We start from the raw sequence: 23,898 nt of genomic DNA on the forward strand, positions 1-23,898 counted from the left end.
ATGAACGAATTCTGGCAACACTGTTCCGCACTGCTGGAGCGCGAGCTGACGCCCCAGCAGTACGTGACGTGGATTAAACCGTTGGCCCCGGTTGCCTTCGATGCTGCGGCAAACACGCTGCAGATCGCCGCTCCCAACCGCTTCAAGCTCGACTGGGTCAAGAGCCAGTTTTCGGGCCGCATCACCGATCTGGCCCGCGATTTCTGGCAAGCGCCCGTCGACGTGCAGTTCGTCCTCGACCCGAAGGCAGGCATGCGTGCTCCGCAGGCGGCAAGCGCGCCGGCGCCGCGCGCGCCGCTGGCGGCCGCCCTGCAGGCCGAAGCCGCTCATGTTGCCGGCCATGTTTCCGGTCATGCCGCCGCTCAAGCCGTCATGTCCCAGGCAAGCCCGGGCGCGGCGACTTTGGCGAGCCTCGCGAGTATGTCGCGCGCTGCCGCACAAGCCGCTGAAGACGCTGCCGATCTCGATCTGCCCAGCCTCGACGCCAACGAAGCCGCGGCAGGCCGGCGTGGCTGGCGGCCCGGCCAAAGCGCCGCAGCCGCAGCGAGTGGCGAGCCCGACCCCACTTACGAGCGTTCCAAGCTCAACCCGGTGCTCACGTTCGACAACTTCGTGACCGGCAAGGCGAACCAGCTTGCGCGCGCGGCGGCCATCCAGGTGGCCGACAACCCGGGCATCTCGTACAACCCGCTGTTCCTCTACGGCGGCGTGGGCCTCGGCAAGACTCACCTGATCCACGCGATCGGCAATCAGCTCCTGATCGACAAGCCGGGCGCGCGCATCCGCTACATCCACGCGGAGCAGTACGTCTCCGACGTGGTGAAGGCGTACCAGCGCAAGGCGTTCGACGACTTCAAGCGCTACTACCATTCGCTCGACCTGCTGCTGATCGACGATATCCAGTTCTTCTCGGGCAAGTCGCGCACGCAGGAAGAGTTCTTCTACGCATTCGAGGCGCTGGTCGCCAACAAGGCGCAGGTGATCATCACGAGCGACACCTATCCGAAGGAAATCTCGGGTATCGACGACCGTTTGATCTCGCGCTTCGACTCAGGCCTGACCGTGGCGATCGAGCCGCCCGAGCTGGAAATGCGCGTAGCGATTCTGATGCGCAAGGCGCAGTCGGAAGGCGTGAGCCTGAACGAGGACGTGGCGTTCTTCGTCGCCAAGCATCTGCGCTCGAACGTGCGCGAGCTCGAAGGCGCGCTGCGCAAGATCCTCGCGTACTCCAAGTTCCACGGCCGCGAAATCTCCATCGAGCTGACCAAGGAAGCGCTCAAGGACCTGCTGACGGTGCAGAACCGCCAGATCTCGGTGGAAAACATCCAGAAGACGGTGGCCGACTTCTACAGCATCAAGGTCGCGGACATGTACTCGAAGAAGCGTCCCGCGAACATCGCGCGGCCGCGCCAGATCGCCATGTACCTGGCCAAGGAGCTCACGCAGAAAAGCCTGCCGGAAATCGGCGAGCTGTTTGGCGGGCGCGATCACACGACGGTGCTGCACGCCGTGCGCAAGATCGCCGACGAGCGCACCAAAGACGCCCAGCTCAACCACGAGCTGCACGTGCTCGAGCAGACCCTCAAGGGCTGATTGGGCTCGTCAGGCGCAGCAACACCGGCGCGGCCGAGCTCGGCCGCGCCACCTGTTTATTTTGCGGATCGCCCCCAATTTAGGGGAGCGGTCCGTTTTCAGGCACAATATGGGTTTATCCGCGCGGCGGCCAGGCCGTCGCGCGGCTTTCACGCCGCGGCCTGCGCTGCAGGGCGGCTCCAGGGCTTGTGGCGCCGGCTGAACACCAAGCGAGCGCCGAATGCCAGCCCTGGACGGGGTGCGCAGACCGTCACATCAACGAAGGAACTCTATGCAACTGGTCAAGACCGAACGCGATAACCTGCTGAGGCCGCTGCAAACGGTGAGCGGCATTGTCGAACGCCGCCATACGTTGCCGATCCTCGCCAATCTGCTGATCACCAAAACCGGTTCCGACGTCTCGTTCTTGTCGACCGACCTCGAGTTGCAGATCACCACGACCGCCGACTTCGGCGTCGGCAACGACCAGGTGGCCACCACCGTCGCCGCGCGCAAGCTGCTCGACATTCTGCGCGCGATGCCCGACGGCCAGGTCACGCTCACGCTCGCCGACAAGCGCCTCACGGTGCAGTCGGGCAAGAGCCGCTTCGCCCTGCAAACGCTCGCCGCGGACGAGTTCCCCACGGTGGCGCAGGCCAAGGACTTCGGCGCGAACCTCTCGGTGCCGCAGAAGACCTTCCGCCAGTTGCTCGGCATGGTTTACTTCGCGATGGCGCAGCAGGACATCCGTTACTACCTGAACGGCATGCTGCTCGTCGTCGATGGCGACCAGTTGATGGCTGTCGCCACCGATGGCCACCGCCTCGCTTTCTCGTCGATGAAGATCGAAGGCTCGTTCGCGCGCCAGGAAGTCATCATCCCGCGCAAGACCATTCTCGAACTCCAGCGCCTGCTTGAAGACATCGACGATTCGCTGAAGATCGACATCGGCTCCACGCAGGTGAAGTTCACGTTCGGCCAGGTTGAACTGGTTTCGAAGCTCGTGGAAGGCAAGTTCCCCGACTTCCAGCGCGTGATTCCGAAGGCGCACAAGAACACCTTCCAGATCGGCCGCGAAGAGCTGCAACGCTCGCTGCAACGCGCGGCGATTCTCACGTCCGACAAGTTCAAGGGCGTGCGCTGCATCATCGAGCCGGGCCAGCTCAAGATCATGTCGACTAACGCCGACCAGGAAGAGGCGCAGGAAGAGCTGGAAATCGCCTACCAGGGCGACACCATCGACATCGGGTTCAACGTCACGTATCTGCTCGACGTCCTCGCGAACCTGAAGGTCGACACGCTGGAAGTGAGCCTTGGCGACGCCAGCTCCAGCGCGCTCATCACGATTCCCGAGAACGAGGAATTCAAATACGTCGTGATGCCGATGCGCATCTAAAAAACGCGACAGAAGAAGAACACCAGGGGGCGCTGCGCCCCTTTGGCGTTTTTATGGCTTTTCGAAAAAGTCTCGAGCAGTAACACAGGCAGTACGCAGAACCGGAAAAAATCCATGACTGATACGAACAACTCGCAACCCGACAACAGCTACGGCGCCTCGTCGATCCAGATCCTCGAAGGACTGGAGGCGGTGCGCAAGCGGCCCGGGATGTACATCGGCGACACGTCGGACGGCACCGGTCTGCATCACCTCGTCTTCGAAGTGCTCGACAACTCCATCGACGAAGCACTCGCCGGCTACTGCAACGACATTCACGTGGTGATCCACGCGGACAACTCCATCTCGGTTACCGACAACGGCCGCGGCATCCCCACGGGCGTGAAGATGGACGACAAGCACGAGCCGAAGCGCAGCGCCGCCGAAATCGTGATGACCGAGCTGCACGCGGGCGGCAAGTTCGACCAGAACAGCTACAAGGTTTCGGGCGGCCTGCACGGCGTGGGCGTGTCGTGCGTGAACGCACTCTCGAGCTTTCTGCGCCTCACGGTGCGCCGCGACGGCAAGAAGCACTTCATGGAATTCCACCGTGGCGTGCCGCAGAACCGCGTGCTCGAAGAGCGCGACGGCGTGACGGTCTCGCCCATGCAGTTGCTCGGCGACACCGAAAATCGCGGCACCGAAGTGCACTTCATGGCCGACGAAACCATCTTCGGCAGCGTCGAATATCACTACGACATTCTCGCCAAGCGCATTCGCGAGCTTTCGTTCCTGAACAACGGCGTGCGCATCCGCCTGACCGACCAGCGCACCGGCAAGGAAGACGATTTCGCGTTCGCGGGCGGCGTGAAGGGCTTTGTCGAGTACATCAACAAGGCGAAGCAGGTCCTGCACCCGAACATCTTCTACATCCAAAGCGAGAAGGACGGCGTGGGCGTGGAAGTCGCGATGCAGTGGAACGACAGCTACAACGAAAGCGTGCTGTGCTTCACGAACAACATTCCGCAGCGCGACGGCGGCACGCACTTGACCGGCTTGCGCGCGGCCATGACGCGCGTGATCAACAAGTACATCGCCGATAACGAAATCGCCAAGAAGGCCAAGGTCGAGACCTCGGGCGACGACATGCGCGAAGGCCTCTCGTGCGTGCTTTCCGTGAAGGTGCCTGAGCCGAAGTTCAGTTCGCAGACGAAGGACAAGCTGGTGTCGTCCGAAGTGCGCGCGCCGGTCGAGGAAGTCGTGGCGAAGGCGCTGGAAGAGTTCCTGCTGGAAACGCCGAACGACGCCAAGACCATTTGCGGCAAGATCGTCGACGCCGCGCGTGCGCGCGACGCCGCGCGCAAGGCGCGTGAAATGACGCGCCGCAAGGGCGTGCTCGACGGCGTGGGCCTGCCGGGCAAGCTCGCGGACTGCCAGGAAAAGGATCCCGCGAAGTCGGAAGTCTATATCGTCGAGGGCGACTCGGCAGGCGGTTCGGCCAAGCAGGGCCGCGACCGCAAATTCCAGGCAATCCTGCCGCTGCGCGGCAAGGTGCTCAACGTGGAGAAGGCGCGCTACGACAAGCTGCTCTCCAGCGAGCAGATCGTTACGCTGATCACCGCGCTCGGCTGCGGGATCGGCAAGGACGACTACAACCTGGAAAAGCTGCGCTATCACCGCATCATCATCATGACCGACGCGGACGTGGACGGCGCGCACATCCGCACGCTGCTGCTCACGTTCTTCTATCGCCAGATGCCCGACATGATCGAGCGCGGCTACGTGTACATCGCGCAGCCGCCGCTCTACAAGCTCAAGGCGGGCAAGGACGAACGTTACCTCAAGGACGACGCCGATCTCAACGCGCACATGCTGCGTCTCGCGCTGCAAGGCTCCGAACTCGTGCCGAGCGAAGGCGCGACGCCGATCTCGGGCGACGCACTGGGAGAACTCGCGCGCTCGTACCAGCTCGCGCGTGGCGTGGTGGACCGCCTGAGCCGCCTATATGACGTGCGTGCGCTCGAAGCGATCATGGACGGCGTGGCGATCGACCTGTCGAGCGAGGCATCGACCGAGGCATCGGCGCGCGCGCTCGAAGCGCAACTGCGCGACGACCCGCTGAAGCCCGAAGTCACCGTGGTGCCGATGTACGACCCGGTGCGCGAGCAACGTTCGCTGCGCGTGGAGCGTCGTCATCATGGCAACGTGAAGGTCTCGGTCATCGACGAGGAATTCCAGCTCACCGCCGATTATCAGCAGCTCGTGAACACGGCCAATACGTTCAAGGGCTTGATCGGCAAGAACGCGTTCATCAAGCGCGGCGAGCGGAGCATGGCGGTGACCGACTTCAAGAGCGCAATGAAGTGGCTGATCGCAGATGCCGAGCGCAATGTCTCGAAGCAGCGTTACAAGGGGCTCGGCGAGATGAACCCCGGGCAGCTTTGGGAAACGACGATGGACCCGGCGGTGCGGCGTTTGCTGCGCGTGCAGATTGAAGATGCGATTGCTGCCGACGGCATCTTTACGACGCTGATGGGCGATGATGTGGAGCCGCGTCGCGCGTTTATTGAAAGCAATGCGTTGCGTGCGGGGAATATTGATGTTTGATCGGCTGCTTTGTTGATCGACGCATAAGCAGCGGAAAACAGACTCATAAGTTGAAAAGCCTATGGGTCTGTTTCTTTTTTAATCCCCGTTCGGCAGACGTTTGAAGCTGGCATCCACACACCACGCTTCCCACATCCTCCGATACGCCGCCTCCATATTCCGCGCGAAACGCGTTCCGTCCATGAGCCGCGAACGTTGCATGCGCTCGCGCAACCCCGCGCGCAGCGCAGCGAGCCGCGGCAGGTCGCATGCAAGTGCGATCACAATAGCGACGTAGTCGGCGTCGTTCTGCGCGGCAAGCTCCGGCAGACCCAGATTGGCGAGCAGGCAGAGCCCCGCACGGCTCACCGCCGAGCGTCCATAGCGCGTAGGCACCGGCACCCCCATCCAGAAAGCATCCAGACTCGTGGTATGGCCGTTGGCCGGAAATGTGTCGAGCGCGATATCGATCTGGTGATACGTGCGCAAATAGTCCTCGCGCAACTGAAAGCCGACGAAGCGCACGCGCGCGGCACCGATGCCATGTGCCGCGAGGCACGTCGCAAGCCGTTCGCGCGCACTGCCGGGCGGCGCCATCAGTATGAGGCGCGCCTGGGGCAGCGCAGCGAACACACCAGACCAGAGCGCCAGCGTCGCATCAGTGAGCTTGCAGGGGTTGTTCAGGCATCCAAACGTGATGTGCCCAGCCGAAGGCGTTGAAAGTGCCGGCAACGCACCCGGTTCCAGCCCCGGGGAAAGTGCGTCGTAACACCAGAACGCGTCGGGCAAGCGCAGTGATCGCTCGGTGTACTGGTCGTCGACGTGCGGCATGTCCACCGGGTCGAGCCACGGATCGGTGAGGCGCCATCCGATCGACGGGCTGCCGGTCGTCCCCGGGTAGGCAAGCCACGCGACCTGAACGGGCGCGGGCCGCCGCGCGAACAAGAGGCGCCGGGCGCCGCCCATATGCATCGTGAGGTCGACGAGTACGTCGATGCGATCGTCGCGAATCTGCTGTGCAAGGCGCGCGTCGTCGAAATCGCGCACGTCGCGCCACACGTCGGCGAGCTTCATGAGACGCGCGGTTACGTCGTCGCGCTGCGCGCTCAACGCATAGCAGACGATCTCGAACGCTGCGTGATCGTGATGACGCAATAGCGGCATCGTAAAAAGCGACTGGCAGTGGTTGCGAAAATCGGGCGAGACATAGCCGATGCGCAACCGTCGTTCGGGCTCCGGCGCACTCGCATAGTGTGCGGTCGCACTTGCGGCAAGCAGCGCCGCCTCGTGCCGCGCGGAGAACTCCTCGGCCTCCGCGCGAACCGCGTGAGCATCGTCGGCAGCGAACATCAGCGCGAATAGCAAGTTGCTATTCGCGCCGAGATTGGCCGGGTCGCATTCCATCGCCCGGCGATAGCACGCGATGGAGGCCTCGATGCATCCGCTCTTGCTCATGGCGTTGCCGAGATTGAGGTGTGCGTCGGCGAAATCGGACTTCAGTTCGATGGCGCGGGAAAACGCCGCCCGCGCTTCGTCGATGTGGCCGCGGCTCATGAAGACGTTGCCGAGATTGTTCCATGCCGACACCCGCAGCGGATCAAGCTCGAGCGCGCGTTCGAGTGTCGACTTCGCCTCGTCGAGGTGGCCCGCGCCCCACAAGACGCAGCCCAGATTCGTGAGCACTTCAACCGAATCCGGCGCGAGCGCGCGGGCACGTTCGAGAACAGCGCGCGCTTCGGTGTTGCGATTCATCGCCAGCAGGGCTTTGGCAAGGTTGTTCCATGCATTCGCGTGGGCCGGCGCGATATCCACCGTGCGCCGCAGCACGGCCTCGGCGCGCGCCGGCTCACCCGAGTTCAATAGCATGGTCCCGTAATTGAAGCGGATGCCCGCATGATCGGGCGCCAGTGCGATCGCGCGTTCGAACAGCCGAGATGCTTGATCGGTCTCTCCCTGCTCGCCGTAAAGGTGGCCAAGATTATTTAACGCGATGGGGAAATCCGGCTGCAACTCGATCGCGCGGTTCAGTGCATGAATCGCAATGCCTCGCTCGGCTGCGGAATGACAAGTCAGGGCCAGGCTGACGAGAAAAACCGGACTCTCGCGCACCGCGAGCGCGCGGCCAATCAGTGCACGTGCTGCCGAACGGTCACGATCCAACTCGAGCAGGCCGGCAAGGTGCAGCGCATCGGCATCTTGAGGATTCGCGTCAACAAGCCGCTTGCACATCGCGCGCGCGGCTTCAGATTTGCCGCGGTGCCAGGCGGTCTCGGCAGTTGCGAACGTGTCGCCGGGGAGAAGCGCGCCGGGAGCCCCGGTGTCGGAGGTTGCCATGGTAGGAAGCGCCGCTGCGGACCGCCTGACGACGCAGGCCGGACACAACGAGACGTGAAGATGCGTAGCTCGCTATTTTCGCGGCGTAGCGGCGCTCTCGAATTGATTTCGGACAGTTTTTGAACAAGCGCTCAACGCCTGGGGAACGGCTCCTCCCCTGCGGAGCAACTATCCACAGACCTCTGCGGATAACCCAAGGAAAAGCCCTGGAAATCACTGTGCACGAATCGGGGATAACTCTACAGCGCTGAAAAACGGGGAAAAGTTGCCAGCAGCAGTCCAGCGTTGTCCTTGAAACGCCCGCAGGGTTATGAATTCCCCACAACCTTGTTTACTCAACGGTTTTTCCCGGTTATCCACAGGAAACCCAGGGGCTTGTTAACTATTACTACGTTTACGTATACATAAATTAAAAAAACCTTAGAACCCCCGCACCGGAAGTGGCTTCAGCCGCCGGAACAGCCTGGACCGGCGGCATAGAACCACGCCGATCAAATCAGCCGGATATACAACTCCGTGCGCAAATCATCGGGTGCCGCTTCATCCGGCGTATTCAAATAGACTTCGAACGATGGCGTCGAAAAATCGGCCTTGCGCCCGGACTTCGGCAGCCAGTCGTTGTAAAACCACATCCACGCGTCGCCGAGACCCTCATACGGCCCCTTGTGCAGCAGCATTGCGTGCTCGCCGCCACGCAGATGGATTTTCTCGACGGGCGCAATGATGTCGACATCCGTCGGCTGCTCCAGATGAATGGCCGCTTTCGAGCGCAGCTTCGATGCCTCGACCTGATTGGGATCGTCGTAGTAGATGCCGACCATGCGCGCGCCGGAGGTGCGCACCTTGCGCTCGCTGAGCCATTGCGCGAGCGTATAGAACGCGTCTCCAATCTTCATGTACGGGCCCACGTGGCTGACGGCAAGCAGATCGAGCTGATCCAGGGTGACTAGCTTGACTTCGCGGTGTTGCATGATGGAGTCTCCAGGTTCGGCGGCCGCACCGGCCGCGCAGGTTCATCCGCTCCAAGATAGCACCGCGTTTGGAGAGACGTTCTTTCCCGGATCAGGCACCTCAGATGCATGCGCCGCTAAAGCTCCCGGAGGCTCACAGGGCGACCCGTCTCATCGGGTGGGTATCGAGCCAAGCGCGCTCGTCGTCGTCGTCGTAAGGCCGCGAACGCGTGAGAAAGCGCAGCCCCGTCGGCCGCTCGAGCGAGAACATGCCGCCGTTGCCGGGCACTGCGTCGATGACGAGCTGCGTATGCTGCCAGTACTCGAACTGCGCTTCGGTCATATAAAACGGCATCCCGCCGATCTCGCCGAGCTGCACGTCGGCGCTTCCGACCATGAACTCGCCGGCAGGAAAACACATCGGCGCGCTGCCGTCACAGCAGCCGCCCGATTGATGAAACAGCAGAGCGCCGTGCTCGCGTTCGAGCTGCCCGATCAATGCGAGCGCAGCCGGCGTGGCGGTAACGCGTGCAACCATATGGCGGTCCTCCGTCAATCGGCGCCAGAGCGGCCGGGAAGACGGCTCATCCCGGTCGGCCTGGCTACCCGGCGATCACGATCGCGATCGGATCGGAATCAGAAGAAGCCCAGCGGCTTATCGCTATAGCTGACGAGCAGGTTCTTCGTTTGCTGATAGTGGTCGAGCATCATCTTGTGGTTTTCGCGGCCGATGCCCGACTGCTTGTAACCGCCGAACGCCGCGTGCGCCGGATATGCGTGATAGCAGTTGGTCCACACGCGCCCCGCCTGAATCTCGCGGCCGAAGCGATACGCGCGCGTGCCATCACGCGTCCACACCCCGGCGCCGAGGCCATAAAGCGTGTCGTTGGCGATTTCCAGCGCTTCCTCTTCGGTCTTGAAGGTCGTCACGGAAACGACCGGGCCGAAGATCTCTTCCTGGAAGATGCGCATCTTGTTGTGGCCGCGGAAAACCGTGGGCTTCACGTAGTAGCCGTCGCCGAGCTCGCCCGCGAGTTTGTTGCGCTCGCCGCCGATCAGGCATTGAGCGCCTTCCTGCTTGCCGAGGTCCACGTACGAGAGGATCTTCTCCAGTTGCTCCTGGGAGGCCTGGGCGCCGATCATCGTCTTCGGGTCGAGCGGGTGGCCTTGCTGGATCGCGGCCACGCGCTTGAGCGCGCGCTCCATGAAGCGGTCATAGATCTTCTCGTCGATCAGCACGCGCGACGGGCAGGTGCACACCTCGCCCTGGTTGAGCGCGAACATCGCGAAGCCCTCGAGCGCCTTGTCGAAGTAGCTGTCGTCGTGGTCGAGCACGTCGGCGAAGAAGATGTTCGGGCTCTTGCCGCCCAGTTCCAGCGTCACGGGAATGAGGTTCTGGCTCGCGTACTGCATGATCAGGCGCCCCGTGGTGGTCTCGCCGGTGAAAGCGATCTTGGCGATGCGGCGGCTCGATGCGAGCGGCTTGCCCGCTTCGAGACCGAAGCCGTTCACCACGTTGAGCACGCCCGGCGGCAGCAGATCCTGAATCAGTTCGACGAGCACGAGTAGCGATGCGGGCGTCTGCTCGGCGGGTTTGAGCACCACGCAATTGCCGGCGGCGAGCGCGGGCGCGAGCTTCCAGGCGGCCATCAGGATCGGGAAGTTCCACGGGATGATCTGGCCCACCACGCCGAGCGGCTCGTGAAAGTGATAGGCGACGGTGTCGTGATCGATCTCCGAAATGCCGCCTTCCTGCGCGCGCACGCAGCTCGCGAAGTAGCGGAAATGGTCGATGGCGAGCGGAATGTCGGCGGCGAGCGTCTCGCGCAGCGGTTTGCCGTTATCGATGGTTTCGGCTATCGCGAGCTTTTGCAGGTTTTGTTCGAGGCGATCGGCGATGCGATTGAGCACGTTGGCGCGCTCAGTCGACGAGGTCTTGCCCCACGCAGTCTTGGCCTTGTGCGCGGCGTCGAGCGCGAGCTCGACATCGGCTTCGCGCGAGCGCGGAATCGAGGTGAACGGATGGCCGGTGATGGGCGAGATATCGTCGAAATATTCGCCGCCGAGCGGCGCCACCCATTCGCCGCCGATGAAGTTGCCGTACTGTTTCTTGTAGGGGAATTCGGTGCTCAGAAACTGCATGTCCGCGTGATTCATCTGTGTGCTCCTCGCTTGTGTCTATCGATATGGACGGGCGCGGTCCTGATGATGCTGACCGCCGCGCAACCGGAGCGCATTAACGCCAGAACCATGCCAATGAGCACGCAATCACCGTGTGGCGGGCGTTTGAGGGATTGTCGGGGTGCAAAAAGGGCGTCGTGCGCTGCTCCGCGATGTGAGGACGCATGCGTCAGCTGTGCCCTGGCGGAGCAGCACGGTGCGACGCTGTTCAGAAAAGGAACAGTAGAGGAACAACAGGGGCGCAACGCGGGTGAGCTGCGCGGAAAAAAGCGGCGCGGGCGGCGCGCATGCTGTAGGCTTTGCACCCGTAACAGCAAGGAGAGTTTGCATGTCGAGTACATTCGTCTGCCGCAATCAGTCGTGCGGCACCCCGTGGGAGCAAAACGAGGTGGTGATCAAGAACGAGGGCCAAGGCCCTCTGTTCCGTTGCCCGCTGTGCGGCGCCCGCAATTACCTCGAGCAGTTCGAAGACGACGACGGCAACGCCGTCTACGAGCAGGTGGACGGCAAGCCGTTTCTCTAAGCCGGGCGCGCCCGCGCGATGCGTCAGAGGATTTCCGACGCGAGCGAGATGCCGAAGATCAGGCCGCCGATCAGACCGAGCGCGCGGCCGACGAGCAGCAGATTCAGGTCTTCGTCGAGCATGCCGGCGTCGCGCCGCTCGCGCAGCACTGTGCGGTGCAGCAGCGGGCGCGGGAACAATAGACAGGCCGAAATCATGGCCGGCACGGCTAGCCGGACGAGTGCGCCGTAGTGGCGATCAGAGGGGAAATCGGCCCAGACCAGCAGCACAACGAGAAGCGCGGTGATGATTGCGCCGACGATTGCGCCGGCGACGAGTTTGTCGGTGGGATGCCCGTGCATGACAACTGCCCAAGAGTGTTTTCGATGGCACCATCATCTGACGTATGTCAGAAAACCCCCATCGGAGCAGTCCTAAAACGCTTGCACAACGGTTGTCGCGGCGCATGCGCTAAGCATGGTCCGTGCCATGCACGTGTATTTTGCATTGGATTTACACCTATCCGTTCGAGTAGGCTGGCGCCGCCCCGTGGCCGTCCTACAGTACCGTCATACGATTAGAAACGCAGTCGTCCATACGGGGTGCACCATGACATTTGTCGAACAAGAAATCGCGCACATTGCACGCGTGATGCCGCTATCGCTCGCGGGCGACTTCGAAGAGCCGGTCATGGGCATCGAATACTGGCGCAATCGGCTGCATGCCTTGCTCCAGCAAAATCATTTGACTCACGCTCAGCTTGCGACCGTGGATACGCTTTTGCGTCAGCTCGACGGTTTCGAGGTGCTGGGTCGCTGGCTGCCGCAATCGAAGGTGGCGGCACGCCTCGCTGTGCGCACAAGGCAAGCGCGGTTGGCGGTGGTTTGAAGCCGTTGTTAGCCGTGTGCTCCGTGCCGAGGCAGGCGCGGAAAAGCAAAAAGCCCGGTCAGAGACCGGGCTTTTTACATGAATTCGCTGGTGGGGCGTGAGTGACTCGAACACTCGACCTACGGATTAAGAGTCCGCTGCTCTACCAACTGAGCTAACGCCCCCAACAGAAGAAAGATTATGCATGGCTTTTTGAGAGTTGGCAAGCCTTTTTTGCAAAATTCCTGAAAAGTCGTCGTTGGGCCGTTGGCGCTTCCATCGGCGAAGAGCGGGCGCGGTTCAGGTGTCGTGCCGAAATTATGTCGTGTTGGGCCATGGGCGATGCCTCCCGGTATGATGTCGCCACGTCGCGCTGATTTGCAGCCGGCGAGCCGCGTCGTGCTAACCGATCCCGCTGTCTGAACCGCCCGGCGGACCCGATCGGGCGACCTTGCCGCGCGGCATGAATTCCAGACCAGAAGGCATAAGACGATGGACGAAAAGGCAATCGACGCGCTGCTCGAGCGCGTGCTGGCGCCGTGGGTGAAGGCGCTCAGGATGAGGCCGGTCGAGGTCACGGAGGAGAGCGCCACGATGCGGCTGCCATTTTCCGGCGAGCTGCGCCATTCGGGCGGCGGGATCTGCGGTCAGGTCTTCATGGCGGCCGCGGATACGGCGATGATCGTCGCCATTACCGCAGCGCTCGGCGAGTTCAAGCCCATGACCACCGTGGCGCTCAACACCAATTTCATGCGCGCCGTGCGCAAGGGCGACGTGACAATCACTGCACGGGTGCTGCGCATGGGCCGCAATCTGGTGTTTGGCGAAATAGAACTCTATGACGAAGAGGGTCGTATGGCCGTCCACGCGACCTCGACTTACGCACTCCTCGACTAAGCTCTAGCCTTCGGCACGATCTGAAAGATAGAGGGCGCATGTTCGATCAAGTGGTCTTTGCTGGCGGCGGCAATCGTTGCTGGTGGCAGGCGGGGTTCTGGGACGTCGTGCAGCCCGAGTTGCGGATTCATCCGCGCGTGATTACCGGCATTTCGGCGGGCGCGGCCACCGCCTGCATGCTCTACGTGCGCGACTCGCAATGGGTCATGTGCTATTACGCGCAAGCGCTCAAGCACAACACGCGCAATGCCTATTGGGGCAACCTGCTGCGCGGCGAGTCGGTGTTTCCGCACTACCGCATTTATCGCCAGGCCCTGCTCGACATCTACGGCCCGCATTTCGCGAGGCTGCAGGATGCGCCCGAGATCCGCATCGGCGTTTCGCATCTGCCGCGCTGGCTCGGCGCGCGTAGCGCCGTCGCGGCAGGGCTCATTGCGTACAACATCGAGAAGCACGTCCGCAAGACGCTGCATCCCACGCTCGGGCGCAAGCTCGGCTTTCATCCAGAATTCGTGGTCGCGCAGGATTGCGAGCGCGTGGACGACCTCGCCGATCTCGTGCTGCAGTCCTCCTGCACGCCGCCCTTCACGCCGGTTCTGCGCCGCAACGGCCGGCCAGTGCTCGATGGCGGCATGGTCGACAATGTCCCCGTGGGCGCGCTCGACGACACGCCGGGCCGCGTGCTCGTGATGGTGACGCGCCTATATCCGCGTCCGCAGATGTTCGTCGTGAAGCACCGCACGCGCGGGGCGGGCGGTGAAGCTGGCGGCGAGCAGCAGCGCCTGTATGTGCAGCCTTCGGCCCGGGTGCCGATTTCGAGCTGGGACTACACGAGCCCGCAGCAGATGCAGCATGCCTACAACCTGGGCGCCGAGGACGGCGAGCGTTTCCTCGAGCGTTTGCCCGAGGTGTTCGAGGCCGCCGAGCACGCGTAAAGGCGCGAACGTTGCGCGCATCATGAAAAAAGGCGGCTTGGGCCGCCTTGTCGTTCTTTCGCCGCTTGTGTGACTACCGGCGGCGCACGCCTTGCAGCGCTTCGGGATTCGCGACGTGCGAGTAATCGCCCGCATCGAACGCGAGGATGTTGCGGAACGCCGCGCCGAAGTAGAGCTCATAGCTCTCGCGTTCCACATAGCCGATGTGCGGCGTGCAGATCACGTTTTCCATGCGCAGCAGGCTGTAGCCCTGGAGGATCGGCTCGCTCTCGAACACGTCGATGGCGACCATGCCCGGCCGGTTGTGCGAGAGCGCCCCAAGCAGCGCGTTTTCTTCCAGCAGCTCCGCGCGGCTCGTATTGACGAGCAATGCAGTCGGTTTCATGCGCAACAGGTCTTCCTGCTTGACGATGCCGCGCGTGTCGTCGTGCAGGCGCAGGTGCAGCGAGAGAACGTCGCTCTCCTCGAACAGCGCCTCGCGGCTGGCGGCCGCTTCGTAGCCGTCGGCGCGCGCCGCTTCGAGCGAGTGCTCGCGGCCCCACACGACCACGCGCATGCCGAACGCCTTGCCGTAGCCGGCCACGAGGCGCCCGATCTTGCCGTAGCCCCAAATGCCTAGCGTCTGCCCGCACAGCACCTGGCCGAGGCCGAAATTGGGCGGCATCGCCGAAGTCTTGAGGCCTGACTGCTGCCACGCGCCTTGCTTGAGATTGGCCACGTACTGCGGAATGCGCCGCTGCGCGGCCATGATGAGCGCCCACGTGAGTTCGGCGGGTGCGACCGGCGAGCCGGTGCCTTCGAGCACGGCGATGCCGCGCTCGCTGCACGCTGCAATGTCGATGTGCGGGCCGGCTTTGCCCGTCTGGCTGATCATGCGCAGATGCGGGAGTTTATCGAGCAATTGCGCGGGGATGCGAGTGCGTTCGCGGATCAGCACGAGCGCGTCGACTTCCGCGAGGCGGCTCGCGAGCTGGCCGAGACCGCGCACGGTGTTGTTGAAGACCTTGACATCGTGATCGGCAAGCAATTGAAAGCAGTCGAGCTTGCGGACGGCGTCCTGGTAGTCGTCAAGGATGGCAATTTTCATGGCAGCTTGGGTGGTGGTGGCGCACATCTCGGTGCGACTCGATGTTTATCTGGTGGTTATCCCACTATGCAGCGTGCAGTAGGCTGGTATGAATACAAGGGTGCCTTCCGGCACGCGGAACAGGCGGGTATTCCATTTGCTATCCACTGCTGATGTTTCAGGCAATAGCGCCCGGTACAGCCAGATCGGGTTTAAGTGAGAATTTTCCCCCTTTTATCAGCTTGAAGGGTTCTGATGCAAGCCGCTTTACAGACGGTTGCGAACCCTCGCTGTCAGGGCCTTGACGACCTGCCTGGCTGCGCGAATGAAGATGGTGGTTAGCGCAGCCCAGCCTCTCGCATGCAGCGTCGAAAGGGCCAGAATCGATTTTCATAAGCCCCCATGGAGACATATCGATGAATCATCCTGACTTCCCCGCTCAGGCTGCTGTACTAGCACCGGCCTGGGTCCGGCACCGGAAACTGGTCGAGTGGGTTCAGAGGGTTGCCGCCCATACCCAACCCGAGCGCATCGTCTGGTGCGATGGTTCGCAGGAGGAGTATGACCGCCTGTGTCAGCAGATGGTCGACGCGGGCACGATGCGCCGACTCAATCCGCAAAAACGCCCGAACTCGTATCTAGCCTGCTCTGATCCGTCGGACGTGGCGCGCGTGGAGGATCGCACCTTCATCTGCTGCGAGAAGAAGGAAGATGCCGGCCCGACCAACAACTGGATGGCACCCGCCGAGATGCGCGCGACCCTCGACGGCCTGTTCGCCGGCTCCATGCGCGGACGCACGATGTATGTGGTGCCGTTCTCGATGGGGCCGCTCGGCTCGCCCATCGCGCATATCGGCGTCGAGCTTTCGGATAGCCCGTACGTGGCCGTGAATATGCGCATCATGACGCGCATGGGCCGTGCCGTGTACGACGTGCTCGGCGAGGACGGCGCGTTCGTGCCATGCGTGCACAGCGTCGGCGCGCCGCTGGCGACGGGCGACAAAGACGTGCCGTGGCCGTGCAACGATACGAAATACATCGTCCATTTTCCGGAAACGCGCGAAATCTGGAGCTATGGCTCGGGCTACGGCGGCAACGCACTGCTCGGCAAGAAGTGCTTTGCGTTGCGCATCGCCTCGACGATGGGCCGCGACGAAGGCTGGCTCGCCGAGCATATGCTGATTCTCGGCGTGCGCTCGCCCGAAGGGCGCAAATATCACGTCGCGGCGGCGTTCCCGTCGGCGTGCGGCAAGACCAACTTCGCCATGCTGATTCCGCCGGCAGCAATGAACGGCTGGGAAATCACCACGATCGGCGACGATATTGCCTGGATCAAGCCGGGCGCCGATGGCCGTCTCTACGCGATTAACCCGGAAGCCGGCTATTTCGGCGTCGCGCCGGGCACGAGCGAAAAGACCAACTTCAATGCCATGGCGACGCTCAAGGAGAACGTGATCTTCACGAACGTCGCGCTCACCGACGACGGCGACGTCTGGTGGGAAGGCATGACCGACGAGCCGCCCGCGCACGTGATCGACTGGCAGGGCAACGACTGGACGCCGGCCATTGGCAAGGAGACCGGTCGCAAGGCTGCGCATCCGAATGCGCGTTTCACGGCGCCCGCCTCGCAGTGTCCGTCGATCGATCCCGCCTGGGAAGATCCGAAGGGCGTGGCCATCGACGCCTTCCTGTTTGGCGGTCGCCGCTCGACCACGGTGCCGCTCGTGACCGAGGCGCGCGACTGGACCGAGGGCGTGTACATGGCCGCGACCATGGGCTCTGAGACCACCGCGGCGGCTGCCGGGCAGCAGGGCGTGGTGCGGCGCGATCCGTTCGCGATGCTGCCGTTCTGCGGCTACAACATGGCCGATTACTTTGGCCACTGGCTCAAGGTGGGCGAGCGCCTCTCGAAGCTGGGCGCGACGCAGCCGCGCATTTTCTGCGTGAACTGGTTCCGCAAGGGCGAGGACGGCAAGTTCGTCTGGCCGGGCTTCGGCGAGAACGCGCGCGTGCTCGAATGGATGGTGCGCCGCATCGAGGGTAAGGCCGAGGGCGAAGATCATGCGTTCGGCATTTCGCCGCGCTACGACGATTTGAACTGGCACGACCTGAATTTCACGCCTGCACAGTATGAACAGGTGATTTCGGTCGACGCCGAGGCGTGGCGCGCCGAACTCGCGTTGCACGCCGAGCTTTTCGCCAAGCTCGCCCACGGCTTGCCGCCAGCGCTGAACGATGCGCGTACGGCGCTGGAGACGCGTCTTTGAATTTCAGGCGAAGTGAGGGTGAGTATTCACCAGTGTTGTTTCGATTCTGGAAACAATCGCCGCTGTAACAATGCGTAATAAGTGAAAGTCGAGAAAATCGTAAAGAAATTCCGACAATCTTAGGCAACTTCTGCACGAATTCTCGTGTCGTAGGAGAATTCGCGGCTTCCGCTGCCGTCTTCTGGCAGCCAAGTAACAGGCAGGAGTTGTCACATGGATCATTTGCAGTCGATGCGAGTATTCGTCAAGGTGGCCGACCTCGGCAGTTTTGCCCGGGCGGCTTCCGCGATGGATATCTCCAATGCGGTTGCAACGCGTCACGTCGCCGACCTCGAAGGGCGGCTCGGCACGCGTTTGCTCAACCGCACGACCCGCAGCCTTTCCCTCACTGAATCGGGCCAAGTCTATCTCGAACGGGCTCGCCAGATTCTCGACGAACTCGAAGACGTCGAGCAGATGGTGGTGGCGCGCAATCATGAGCCGGTCGGCACACTGCGCATCGTGGCACCGGTGGTGTTCGGGCTGCACAATCTCGCGCCCGTGTTGCAGACGTACACGCAGCGTTACCCGCAGGTGGTCCCCGACGTTACGCTGGTCGACCGTCAGGTCGATCTCGTCGAAGAAGGCTTCGACCTGGGCGTCGTGACCGCGCGCCAGATGCGCAGCGCGAGCATCGTCACGCGCCGCCTCACGACCGGCTGCATGACCGTGTGCGCCACGCCGGCTTATCTGGAGAAGCACGGCACGCCCACGCGCCCCGAGCACCTGATGGAGCATCCGTCGCTTTCCCTGCCCTCGGAGTACTGGGGCGACGAACGGGTCTTCACGGGGCCGGAAGGCGAAGTGCGCGTGCGCCCGAGCAACGTGATCATCGCGAACAACACCGAGATGCTGCGCCAGTTCGCGCTGCTCGGCATGGGTATCACGATCCTGCCGAGCTACCTGATCGGGCGCGACATGACGCGCGGGCGTCTCGTGCGTCTGCTCGGCGAATATCGGCTGCCGCAGGTCGAGATCAACGTCGCGTACCCTAGCCGCCGCCACTTGCCTGCGAAGGTGCGCACCTTCATCGACCACCTTGTCGAGCATTTCAGCCAGACGCCGAACAGCCAGCTCGGCGAGCAATGGATCAAGGACGGGCTTACGCGCCCGGTGAACAGCGCGGCGCACGCAACGGCGCCCGAGGCGTTCGACGGCTCGGAGCCAATTTCTGATCTGCTCGACGGCGAGCACCACGGCGTGCAAAGCGAGCGCCCCTCGAAGGCGCCGCGCGCGGCCGCGCGCACGCGGCCGACGGCGTTGTCACCGCTATAAGCGCGGTATTTCGCTTATCAAGGGCCAGAAGGGCCTGATTGGGCGCTCTGTTTGCTTTGGAACGGAAATAAAAAAGCGCAGCTTCGTGAGAAGCTGCGCTTTTTTGCTGATGCGTGCCGCCGCCCGGCTGCCGCAGGTCCCTGCGATTACGAACCGGTCTTGCGCGCCGCCGTTTTGCGCGCGGCGGTCTTTTTCGCAGGCGCGGTCTTGGCGGCAGCCGTCTTGCGCGCTGGTTTTGCGCTCGTTTCTGCGGCGTCGTTTTCGCTGGCCGCGTCGTTGGCGGCTTCGTCGGTCCCCGCCTTAGCGGTGGACTTCTTCGCAGCGGTCTTCGCCGCAGTCTTGGCGCCCGGCTCCTTCTTCTCGAACTCGAAGCCGATCTTGCCGTCAGGCTGCTTCACCAGAAACGCCTTGAAGTTGCGGCCCGTGCGCGACGACTTGAAGTTCGTCAGCAAGTCCGTGCGCCCTTCCGACAGCAGCTTCGCCATCTGCTCGCGGGCGATCTCCTGCTGCAGGATCACCTTGCCCGAGCGGAAGTCGCAGGTCTTCGGATTCGCAACCGAGTTCTCGCAGACGTAGCTCATGCCGTGCTCAAACACGCGGGCCTTGCACTTCGGGCACGCGCCCACGGGCTCCTGCTGCGAGAAGTCGGGCGCCTCGCCGTCCTCGCCGCTTGTGTCCTGGCCGAAGTCGAACTCGAGCTTGAAGTTCTTGACCTCGTCGTCGAAAGAGAGCTTGAGGATCGCCGAGAACGGCCGGCCCATCTTGCTGCGGAAGCCTGAGAGCGGGCCGATGGTCTTGTTCTGCAGCAGCTCTTCCACTTCCGGGATTTCGAACTGGCGGCCTCCCGGGATTTTCGAGATCGAAAATTCGCACTTCGTGCACGCAAAACGGCGGTAATTTTCCTTAACCTGGCCGCCGCAGTTGGGGCACGGCGTTTCCAGCGTCGCGTAGTCGCCGGGAATGGTGTCGGAGTCGTACTCTTTCGCGCGCTTCACGATGGTCTGCGTCATGCGGGCAATTTCCTGCATGAACGCGTCGCGCGGAAGCTTGCCGCGCTCCATCTGCGAGAGCTTGTATTCCCACTCGCCGGTCAATTCCGGCGCGGTAAGTTCCTTCACGTCGAGGCCGCGCAACAGCGTCATGAGCTGGAACGCCTTGGCCGTGGGAATCAGCTCGCGGCCCTCGCGCACCAGATACTTTTCGCCGAGCAGGCCTTCGATGATCGCCGCGCGCGTGGCCGGCGTGCCGAGGCCCTTGGCGGCCATCGCCTCGCGCAGTTCCTCGTCGTCCACGAGCTTGCCGGCCCCTTCCATGGCCGACAGCAGCGTCGCTTCGTTGTAGCGTGCGGGCGGCTTGGTCACGAGCTGATGCGCCGCGATCTTCTCGGTCTTGACCTTCTCGTCCTTCTGCACCGGCACGAGGTTGGCGTCGTCGCCGCCCGTGTCGCGGCCGTAGACTTGCAGCCAGCCCGGCTCGACCAGCACCTTGCCTTCGGTCTTGAAGTGATGGCCGGCCACTTCGGTGATACGCGTGGTCACGCGGTATTCCGCAGCCGGGAAGAATACCGCGAGGAAGCGCTTCACCACGAGGTCGTAGAGCTTCTGCTCGGGCTCCGAGAGCGACTTCGGCGCCTGCAGCGTGGGGATGATGGCGAAGTGGTCGCTGATCTTCGAGTTATCGAAGATGCGCTTGTTCGGCTTCACCCAGCCTTTATCGAGCACCTGCTTGGCGTGCGGCAGGTAGTTGTTGCTCTCCTTGAGCATCTCCAGCGTCTCCTTCACGGTGCCGAGGTAATCCTCCGGCAGCGCGCGCGAATCGGTACGCGGGTAGGTGAGCACCTTGTGCTTTTCGTACAGCGCCTGGGCGAGGCCGAGCGTGTTCTTGGCCGAAAAGCCGAAGCGGCCGTTGGCCTCGCGCTGCAGACTCGTCAGATCGAAGAGCGCGGGCGAGAGCTGGGTCGACGGCTTCGATTCTTCCGTGACCGTGCCTTCGCGGCCATGGCAGGCGGCCACGATGGTTTCGGCGGCCGGCAGGCTCCAGAGCCGCGAGTCGCGCTTTTCCGGGTCGAGCTCGTCCTTCTTGAATTTCGGGTCGTACCAGCGGCCTTCATAGAAGCCAGCCGCACAGACGAACTCCGCGCGCACTTCCCAGTAGTCGCGCGGCACGAAACGGCGGATTTTCTCTTCGCGTTCGACGACGATCGACAAAGTTGGCGTCTGAACGCGGCCAACCGTGGTCAGGAAGAAGCCGCCGCCCTTGCTGTTGAAGGCGGTCATCGCGCGCGTGCCGTTGATGCCCACGAGCCAATCGGCTTCCGAGCGGCAGCGGGCGGCGTCGGCGAGCGGCTGCATGTCGTCGTCGCTGCGCAGGTTCGCGAAGCCGTCGCGGATCGCCTGTGGCGTCATCGACTGGAGCCACAGGCGCTGGACCGGCTGCTTCGCCTTCGCGTGCTGCGCAATCAGGCGGAAAATCAGCTCGCCTTCGCGGCCCGCGTCGCATGCGTTGATCAGACGGTCGACATCCTTGCGCTTCATCAGCTTGTTGAGCACCTTGAGCCGCGATTCGCTCTTGGCAATCGGGTTCAAGTCGAAATGCGGTGGGATGACCGGCAGATGCGCGAAGCTCCATTTGCCTCGCTTGACCTCGTACTCTTCGGGCGCGGCGATTTCCAGCAGGTGGCCAACCGCCGAGGAAAGCACGTAGTCGTCGCTTTCGAAGTACTCGTCATGCTTGGTAAATCCGCCCAAAGCGCGCGCGATATCGTTCGCGACAGATGGCTTCTCGGCGATGATCAGGGCTTTGGACATGACTGGCTGTGTGTGGTTGATCCGGGCTTTGGACATGAATCGCGCCCCGCGGCTATCCGGTCTGAATCGGCTGCGTGGCCGGCGCGGCGCGTTTCGCCTCTCGCTTAACGACCGCTTTATAGCACATGGCGCGCAGACGGCGATTTTCTTGTCATCGGAGCGAGGTTGCTTGCATGGAGCCTTGGGGGCGTCTCCGGGCGCCCATCATAAGGGCGCGGCGCGGTGGCGGGCAAGCATGGGGTCGGAACAAGTGCCGGACGGCGCCTGGCGGTCCCGGCGTTGGCGATTCGCGAGGCGCGCCTTAGGCCTCGGCCAGCGCGGGCCGCAGCTTCGGTGCATCGGCGACGCCTGGCAGCGCGGTGAGATCGGCGAGCATGCGCTCGACCACCGCGGCGTGCGGCAGCACCGTGCCGAAAAACCGCGTGGCCTTGCTGTCCTCGATGAGGATGGTCGGGAAGTTTTCCACGTCGAGGTCGTCGAAGCGGTCAGCGTGCGTTTCAATATCGATCCAGGCAAAGCAGATCTCGGGATGGCCCTCGGCGATACGGTCGAAGGTGGCCCGGTAATCGCGGCAGGTGCCGCACCACTGCGCGCATAGACAGGCGACGAACAGCGTGTCGCGGTTGGCGACGCGCTCGGCGATCTGGTCGGCGTCGGTGTCGAGGTCAAGCGCGGGCATGATCGTTCCTTGCGTTCTCTTATATATAGAGTGTGGACGTTGGGCGGGTATTTGGCGCGAATGTAACACGGCGGCGGGCTAGCAGTGGGACGTCCGCATAAACCGCCCGCCGGGCAGCGTGCTGATGTGCCCGGCCAGTTCGAGCCGCAGCAGCGTGGCTTGCAGGACCGCTTCGGTCATGTCGGTGCGCTGCGCGAGGATTTCAAGCGTGGCGGGCGCGTGGCCTAGCGCGGCGAGCAGGGAGGAGGCCTCGGGCCCGAGCGTGGTGACCGTCGCTGCCTTGGCGGGTTTCGCCTCGGCCAGCGGACCGGTTGGGGCGCGGTCTCGCGCGAGGCCGTCGAGCTGCGCTTCGAATTCCAATGGAAGCGTCGCCGCGCATGCTGTGGTTTGTTTGCGCGACGCCCTGGCTCGCGCGGCGCGCGGCGCCGGTTGCGTGAAGCGCAGCGCTTCGAGCACTTCCTCCGGTGTCTCGACCAGCTGCGCGCCTTCCTTGATCAGCCGATGACATCCGCGCGAAAGCGGCGCGTGGACTGAGCCGGGCAGCGCGAACACGTCGCGTCCCATTTCATTGGCGAGGCGCGCGGTGATGAGCGAGCCTGAGCGCATGGCCGCTTCGACTACGATTACGCCCTCCACCAGCGCGGCGATCACGCGGTTGCGCTGCGGAAAGTTCGCGGAACGCGCGGGCGTGCCGAGCGGCCATTCGGTGACGATCGCGCCACGTTCGGCGATCTGGGCCGCAAGCGCGTGATGTGCGACGGGATAGACGAGGTCGGCGCCCGTGCCGGTGACGGCGACGGTGCCGCCGGGCTCGCCGAGTGCGCCCTCGTGCGCCGCGCCGTCGACGCCGAGCGCCAGGCCCGAGACGATCGTTACGCCCGCCGCGGCGAGCGTGCGCGCGAAGCGCGCGGCGTCTTCGAGCGCTTGCGGCGTGGCGCTGCGGCTGCCCACCACGGCCACGCTGCGCGCATGCAGCAGATCGAGCCGCCCTGTCACGTAGAGGAGCGGCGGCGGGTCGGGCATCGTCAGGAGGCGGGGCGGATACGCGGGATCGGCGAGTGTGACAAGCGCGTTGCGCGGTTGTCTGCACCATGCGGTCACGGCGGAGACTTGTTGCGCGAAGCCGGCAGCCGGCGGTGCAAGCACGGCGCGGGCGGCCTCGTTGCCGGCAGCGGCCGCAAGCGCTCCGAACGGCTGCGCGAGCACGCGCTGAGGGAGCCCGAACGTGCCGAGCAGCGCACGCAGCGCAGCCGGCTTCAGGCCCCGTGCGTTCGCGAGGCGCAGCCAGGCGCTGAGTTCGTCGGCCCCGAGCGGCAAGGTAGCGAGCATCGGCGATTCTCCGTCGGCGGGCGAAGTCAAGCCCGTCGTGTTAAAATTTTCACCATCCGAAATTTGTTTGCGTCGCTGTGACGCATCGTCACGGCGTGCTGCTGGCACCGCGCTTTTTGCCCGCCGCCAGTTGCCCGCACGTCGATCTGACCGTCTATCTTCTGTATTCCGCGAGGGGCGCACCAGTTGGCCGAATGGCCAGTTCGCGCGCGAGCGCGCGGCTCGCGGCGCCCAACC

18 protein-coding genes and 1 tRNA gene are annotated in these 23,898 nt (G+C 63.4%); 9 read left to right on the forward strand and 10 right to left on the reverse strand.

Features of this window, described 5'->3' with window-relative positions; all coding sequences use genetic code 11:
- From dnaA to gyrB, 3 genes are all read left to right on the forward strand, one after another.
- Positions 1-1,593, forward strand: a complete 1,593-nt coding sequence (gene dnaA / locus P5W99_RS00005; RefSeq protein ID WP_421022644.1) for a chromosomal replication initiator protein DnaA — start codon at positions 1-3, stop codon at positions 1,591-1,593.
- A gap of 271 nt (positions 1,594-1,864) precedes the next feature.
- Positions 1,865-2,968, forward strand: coding sequence for a DNA polymerase III subunit beta (gene dnaN, locus P5W99_RS00010; RefSeq protein ID WP_035523302.1), 1,104 nt, complete (start codon positions 1,865-1,867; stop codon positions 2,966-2,968).
- 114 nt (positions 2,969-3,082) lie between these two features.
- The gene (gene gyrB, locus P5W99_RS00015; protein WP_421022645.1) at positions 3,083-5,554 is read left to right on the forward strand and encodes a DNA topoisomerase (ATP-hydrolyzing) subunit B; all 2,472 of its coding nucleotides are present in this window, start codon (positions 3,083-3,085) and stop codon (positions 5,552-5,554) included.
- Positions 5,555-5,632: 78 nt separating this feature from the next.
- Here gyrB and P5W99_RS00020 read toward each other — a convergent pair whose 3' ends face one another.
- From P5W99_RS00020 to adh, 4 genes are all read right to left on the reverse strand, one after another.
- Entirely contained in the window at positions 5,633-7,867 is a 2,235-nt protein-coding gene (locus P5W99_RS00020) for a tetratricopeptide repeat protein (protein ID WP_434661346.1), read from the reverse strand.
- 491 nt (positions 7,868-8,358) lie between these two features.
- Positions 8,359-8,838, reverse strand: a complete 480-nt coding sequence (locus tag P5W99_RS00025) for an AraC family transcriptional regulator (protein ID WP_421022647.1) — start codon at positions 8,836-8,838, stop codon at positions 8,359-8,361.
- 133 nt (positions 8,839-8,971) lie between these two features.
- Positions 8,972-9,355 (reverse strand): DUF779 domain-containing protein, encoded by a 384-nt coding sequence (locus P5W99_RS00030; protein WP_434661347.1) that lies wholly within the window; start codon positions 9,353-9,355, stop codon positions 8,972-8,974.
- 98 nt (positions 9,356-9,453) lie between these two features.
- Positions 9,454-10,974 carry an aldehyde dehydrogenase gene (gene adh, locus P5W99_RS00035; protein WP_421022649.1) on the reverse strand — a complete coding sequence of 507 codons (1,521 nt, stop codon included), beginning with the start codon at positions 10,972-10,974 and terminating at the stop codon, positions 9,454-9,456.
- A 352-nt stretch (positions 10,975-11,326) separates the two neighbouring features.
- On the opposite strand from adh, the gene P5W99_RS00040 reads away from it, so the two are divergent.
- Positions 11,327-11,521, forward strand: a complete 195-nt coding sequence (locus P5W99_RS00040; protein ID WP_421022650.1) for a hypothetical protein — start codon at positions 11,327-11,329, stop codon at positions 11,519-11,521.
- 23 nt (positions 11,522-11,544) lie between these two features.
- Here P5W99_RS00040 and P5W99_RS00045 read toward each other — a convergent pair whose 3' ends face one another.
- Entirely contained in the window at positions 11,545-11,862 is a 318-nt protein-coding gene (locus tag P5W99_RS00045) for a hypothetical protein (protein WP_421022651.1), read from the reverse strand.
- Between the two features lie 115 nt (positions 11,863-11,977).
- Here P5W99_RS00045 and P5W99_RS00050 point away from each other — a divergent pair, with 115 nt between their 5' ends.
- Positions 11,978-12,388: a hypothetical protein gene (locus P5W99_RS00050; RefSeq protein WP_434661348.1), complete on the forward strand. Its 411-nt coding sequence runs from the start codon at positions 11,978-11,980 to the stop codon at positions 12,386-12,388.
- 88 nt (positions 12,389-12,476) lie between these two features.
- Here P5W99_RS00050 and P5W99_RS00055 read toward each other — a convergent pair.
- Positions 12,477-12,552 (reverse strand) — tRNA-Lys (locus P5W99_RS00055).
- Positions 12,553-12,859: 307 nt separating this feature from the next.
- Here P5W99_RS00055 and P5W99_RS00060 point away from each other — a divergent pair.
- Entirely contained in the window at positions 12,860-13,264 is a 405-nt protein-coding gene (locus P5W99_RS00060; protein WP_035523333.1) for a PaaI family thioesterase, read from the forward strand.
- 38 nt (positions 13,265-13,302) lie between these two features.
- Entirely contained in the window at positions 13,303-14,199 is an 897-nt protein-coding gene (locus tag P5W99_RS00065) for a patatin-like phospholipase family protein (RefSeq protein ID WP_421022653.1), read from the forward strand.
- A gap of 73 nt (positions 14,200-14,272) precedes the next feature.
- Here the strand turns inward: P5W99_RS00065 and P5W99_RS00070 are convergent, their stop codons facing one another.
- The gene (locus P5W99_RS00070; protein ID WP_421022654.1) at positions 14,273-15,286 is read right to left on the reverse strand and encodes a D-2-hydroxyacid dehydrogenase family protein; all 1,014 of its coding nucleotides are present in this window, start codon (positions 15,284-15,286) and stop codon (positions 14,273-14,275) included.
- A 395-nt stretch (positions 15,287-15,681) separates the two neighbouring features.
- Here P5W99_RS00070 and P5W99_RS00075 point away from each other — a divergent pair, with 395 nt between their 5' ends.
- Positions 15,682-17,532, forward strand: coding sequence for a phosphoenolpyruvate carboxykinase (GTP) (locus tag P5W99_RS00075; protein ID WP_434661350.1), 1,851 nt, complete (start codon positions 15,682-15,684; stop codon positions 17,530-17,532).
- Between the two features lie 213 nt (positions 17,533-17,745).
- Positions 17,746-18,846 carry a LysR family transcriptional regulator gene (locus tag P5W99_RS00080; protein WP_421022656.1) on the forward strand — a complete coding sequence of 367 codons (1,101 nt, stop codon included), beginning with the start codon at positions 17,746-17,748 and terminating at the stop codon, positions 18,844-18,846.
- Between the two features lie 146 nt (positions 18,847-18,992).
- On the opposite strand, the gene P5W99_RS00085 is transcribed toward P5W99_RS00080, so the two are convergent.
- From P5W99_RS00085 to dprA, 3 genes are all read right to left on the reverse strand, one after another.
- On the reverse strand, positions 18,993-21,653 hold the full coding sequence (locus P5W99_RS00085; RefSeq protein WP_421022657.1) for a DNA topoisomerase III: 2,661 nt from the start codon (positions 21,651-21,653) through the stop codon (positions 18,993-18,995).
- A 301-nt stretch (positions 21,654-21,954) separates the two neighbouring features.
- A complete protein-coding gene (locus P5W99_RS00090; protein ID WP_421022658.1) occupies positions 21,955-22,332 on the reverse strand; it encodes a thioredoxin family protein in 378 nt (125 codons plus the stop codon).
- Between the two features lie 78 nt (positions 22,333-22,410).
- On the reverse strand, positions 22,411-23,661 hold the full coding sequence (dprA, locus tag P5W99_RS00095; protein WP_421022659.1) for a DNA-processing protein DprA: 1,251 nt from the start codon (positions 23,659-23,661) through the stop codon (positions 22,411-22,413).
- Positions 23,662-23,898: the final 237 nt, after the last annotated feature.

The sequence above is a fragment of the Paraburkholderia sp. A3BS-1L genome, from assembly GCF_051125215.1.
In the GTDB taxonomy this organism is placed as follows: Bacteria; Pseudomonadota; Gammaproteobacteria; order Burkholderiales; family Burkholderiaceae; genus Paraburkholderia.

What these genes read in the sequence shown, in the direction of transcription:
- dnaA (WP_421022644.1), top strand. Translation starts at nt 1, where the DNA reads ATGAACGAATTCTGGCAACACTGTTCCGCACTGCTGGAGCGCGAGCTG.
- dnaN (WP_035523302.1), top strand. Translation starts at nt 1,865, where the DNA reads ATGCAACTGGTCAAGACCGAACGCGATAACCTGCTGAGGCCGCTGCAA.
- gyrB (WP_421022645.1), top strand. Translation starts at nt 3,083, where the DNA reads ATGACTGATACGAACAACTCGCAACCCGACAACAGCTACGGCGCCTCG.
- P5W99_RS00020 (WP_434661346.1), bottom strand. Translation starts at nt 7,867, where the DNA reads ATGGCAACCTCCGACACCGGGGCTCCCGGCGCGCTTCTCCCCGGCGAC.
- P5W99_RS00025 (WP_421022647.1), bottom strand. Translation starts at nt 8,838, where the DNA reads ATGCAACACCGCGAAGTCAAGCTAGTCACCCTGGATCAGCTCGATCTG.
- P5W99_RS00030 (WP_434661347.1), bottom strand. Translation starts at nt 9,355, where the DNA reads ATGGTTGCACGCGTTACCGCCACGCCGGCTGCGCTCGCATTGATCGGG.
- adh (WP_421022649.1), bottom strand. Translation starts at nt 10,974, where the DNA reads ATGAATCACGCGGACATGCAGTTTCTGAGCACCGAATTCCCCTACAAG.
- P5W99_RS00040 (WP_421022650.1), top strand. Translation starts at nt 11,327, where the DNA reads ATGTCGAGTACATTCGTCTGCCGCAATCAGTCGTGCGGCACCCCGTGG.
- P5W99_RS00045 (WP_421022651.1), bottom strand. Translation starts at nt 11,862, where the DNA reads ATGCACGGGCATCCCACCGACAAACTCGTCGCCGGCGCAATCGTCGGC.
- P5W99_RS00050 (WP_434661348.1), top strand. Translation starts at nt 11,978, where the DNA reads ATGGTCCGTGCCATGCACGTGTATTTTGCATTGGATTTACACCTATCC.
- P5W99_RS00060 (WP_035523333.1), top strand. Translation starts at nt 12,860, where the DNA reads ATGGACGAAAAGGCAATCGACGCGCTGCTCGAGCGCGTGCTGGCGCCG.
- P5W99_RS00065 (WP_421022653.1), top strand. Translation starts at nt 13,303, where the DNA reads ATGTTCGATCAAGTGGTCTTTGCTGGCGGCGGCAATCGTTGCTGGTGG.
- P5W99_RS00070 (WP_421022654.1), bottom strand. Translation starts at nt 15,286, where the DNA reads ATGAAAATTGCCATCCTTGACGACTACCAGGACGCCGTCCGCAAGCTC.
- P5W99_RS00075 (WP_434661350.1), top strand. Translation starts at nt 15,682, where the DNA reads ATGAATCATCCTGACTTCCCCGCTCAGGCTGCTGTACTAGCACCGGCC.
- P5W99_RS00080 (WP_421022656.1), top strand. Translation starts at nt 17,746, where the DNA reads ATGGATCATTTGCAGTCGATGCGAGTATTCGTCAAGGTGGCCGACCTC.
- P5W99_RS00085 (WP_421022657.1), bottom strand. Translation starts at nt 21,653, where the DNA reads ATGTCCAAAGCCCTGATCATCGCCGAGAAGCCATCTGTCGCGAACGAT.
- P5W99_RS00090 (WP_421022658.1), bottom strand. Translation starts at nt 22,332, where the DNA reads ATGCCCGCGCTTGACCTCGACACCGACGCCGACCAGATCGCCGAGCGC.
- dprA (WP_421022659.1), bottom strand. Translation starts at nt 23,661, where the DNA reads ATGCTCGCTACCTTGCCGCTCGGGGCCGACGAACTCAGCGCCTGGCTG.